Origin of the sequence: Aeromicrobium sp. (assembly GCF_049586495.1) — a bacterium.
Lineage (GTDB): Bacteria > Actinomycetota > Actinomycetes > Propionibacteriales > Nocardioidaceae > Aeromicrobium.
The window spans coordinates 1-2,540 of the sequence record NZ_JBAVCB010000020.1 but is presented as its reverse complement, the minus strand read 5'-3'; the positions used below and the strand labels follow the sequence as shown (position 1 = coordinate 2,540).

Below are 2,540 nucleotides of genomic sequence, written 5' to 3'. Positions count from 1 at the left end.
GCAGATCGCCTCCACGGGGCACCGCGCGCCCCGGTGGGCGGTGTCGCTGGCGTGGGCCGTCCTGGGCGCTGGTGTCGCCATCTTGATCGGCGGTGGCCTGCTGGTCACCGGCATCGCGGCCGTGGCTGCGGCGGGAGCGGAGTTCATCCAGCGGTACCTCTCCCGCCTCCGACTGCCCACGTTCTACACCCAGATCGCTGGTGGAGCGTTTGCCTCGCTGCTGGCCGTCGCCACCGAGGCGACCGATCTCGACGTGGATCCCTCCCTCGTGATCGTCACCGGCATCGTCACCCTGCTGGCCGGACTCGGATTCATCGGCGCCTTCCAGGACGCGCTGTCGGGCTACTACGTCACGGCCAACGCCCGGATCCTCGAAGTGCTGCTCTCGACCGTCGGCATCATTGCCGGTGTCGGTGCGGGGCTGAGCATCGGCTCCATGGTGGGGGTCGACGTGTCGGTGCGAGTCAGCACCTTGGAACTCGCGCCGGTACCGCTCGCTGCAGCAGGTGGCGCCCTGGCCGCAGCAGCGTTCGCCCTGTCGGCCTACGCCCCCAACCGGTCCATCCTGCCGATCGGGCTGGTGGGTGGTGGAGCAACGGCGATCTACGCGGCCATTGCCACCCAGGACGTCAGTCCGGCATGGCCATCGGCCGTGGCAGCAGTCTCCATCGGTCTGGTCGGGTATCACGTGGCGCGCGCCGTGCGGGTCCCCCCGCTGGTCATCGTCGTCCCCGCGATCATTCCTCTGCTGCCGGGCCTGTCGATCTACCGCGGGCTCACTCAGCTGGCCGATGACAATTTCGTCGGCATCTTGTCGTTGATCGCTGCCGTCGCCAGTGCCATCGCCCTGGCCTCGGGCGTCATCCTCGGCGAATACATCGCCCAGCCCCTGCGCCGCGAGGCCCGGCGGCTCGAGCAGCGCCTCAGCGGACCCCGGCTGGTCGGCCCGCTCCGCGCCCGCGCTCGCGTCCGCAACAAGAAGCGCGACCAGGATTCAGACAAGTAACTACACCTCCTGTGCAGGAACCGACCGTGTGGTCACACTGACTCCGGAGTAACCTTCGAGTCGTCCCCCCCCTGTTCAGGAGTTCCCGATGCATCTGCAGCTGTCCGCCGAAGACGTGGCTTTTCGCGAGGAGATGCGCACGTTCTTCACCACCGAGGTGTCCCAGGAGATCCGCGACACCGTCGCCGCGCGACGCGAGCTCTCCAAGGAGCAGATCGTCGAGGCGCAGCAGACCCTCAACGCCGCTGGCCTTGCCGTGCCCAACTGGCCGGTCGAGCACGGCGGGAAGGACTGGACGCCGTTGCAGCGCCACATCTGGCACGAGGAGATGCAGATGGCGCACGTGCCGATCCCGCTGGCGTTCAACGCCAGCATGGTCGGTCCGGTCATCGCGGCGTTCGGCTCCGACGAGCTCAAGGAACGCTTCCTGGCCAAGACGGCCAACCTCGACATCTGGTGGTCGCAGGGCTTCAGCGAGCCGGATGCCGGGTCGGATCTGGCGTCCTTGCGCACGACCGCGGTCAAGGAGGGCGACGAGTACATCGTCAACGGCCAGAAGACGTGGACCACGCTTGGCCAGTACGGCGACTGGATCTTCATGCTCGTGCGCACCGACCCGGACGTGAAGAAGCAGGCCGGCATCTCCTTCCTGCTCATCGACATGCGGTCCGAGGGTCTGACCGTTCGTCCGATCGAGTTGATCGACGGCAGCGTCGAGGTCAACGAAGTGTTCTTCGACAACGTGCGCGTTCCCGCCGAGAACCTGGTCGGCGAGGAGAACAAGGGGTGGGACTACGCCAAGTTCTTGCTCGGCAACGAGCGGGTGGGCGTCGCTCCCGTCGGGTCGACCAAGCGAGTTCTTGCCGGCGCCAAGAACATCGCCAAGACGGCTGGCCCGGGCGGCACCTCCCTGCTGGACGATCCACTCGTCGCCGCACAGTTCGCGGACCTCGAGAACGACCTGCTGGCGTTGGAGCTGACGGCGCTGCGCGTGGTCGCGAACTCCACGGACGGCAAGCCGCATCCCGCGTCGTCGGTGCTCAAGCTGCGCGGCACCGAGCTGCAGCAGGCGGTCACCGAACTGATCGTCGACATCGCCGGGCCGGCGGGGCTGGCCGCTGGCCACCCGGAGGGATCCGACGTGCCGGACTGGGCGCAGGTCGCCGTGCCGAACTTCCTGAACTACCGCAAGGCATCCATCTACGGCGGATCCAACGAGGTGCAGCGCACCATCATCGCCGGCACGATCCTGGGACTGAGGAGCTGACATGGACTTCCTGTACGACGACGAGCAAGAAGCACTCAAGGACGCGGTCGGAGGTCTGTTGGGCAAGGCCTACGGATCGTCGGAGACCCGCCGCGACGTGACCAAGACCGATCCGGGCTGGGACGAGAAGACCTGGCAGCGGCTCGCCGAGATGGGGGCCCTCGGGCTCCCCTTCGCCGAGGCCGACGGCGGCATGGGCGCCGGTCCTGCCGAGGTCGCGATCGTGGCCGAGGAGATCGGGCGGGTCATCGCTCCCGAGCCGTACGT

Annotated in this window: 3 protein-coding genes; all 3 read left to right on the top strand. The window is 67.8% G+C overall.

The features are described 5' to 3' along the window. Positions 1–1,006: threonine/serine ThrE exporter family protein (locus tag WB508_RS00990; protein ID WP_423843005.1), on the top strand; the 1,006-nt coding region annotated here is incomplete at its 5' end. A gap of 88 nt (positions 1,007–1,094) precedes the next feature. Beyond that, positions 1,095–2,273, top strand: coding sequence for an acyl-CoA dehydrogenase family protein (locus WB508_RS00985; RefSeq protein ID WP_423843004.1), 1,179 nt, complete (start codon positions 1,095–1,097; stop codon positions 2,271–2,273). Between the two features lies 1 nt (position 2,274). Next, positions 2,275–2,540, top strand: a 266-nt coding sequence (locus WB508_RS00980) for an acyl-CoA dehydrogenase family protein (RefSeq protein WP_423843003.1), incomplete at its 3' end; no start/stop codon positions are given.

Coding starts and splice junctions, on each gene's coding strand:
- WB508_RS00985 (WP_423843004.1), top strand. CDS start 1,095: ATGCATCTGCAGCTGTCCGCCGAAGACGTGGCTTTTCGCGAGGAGATG.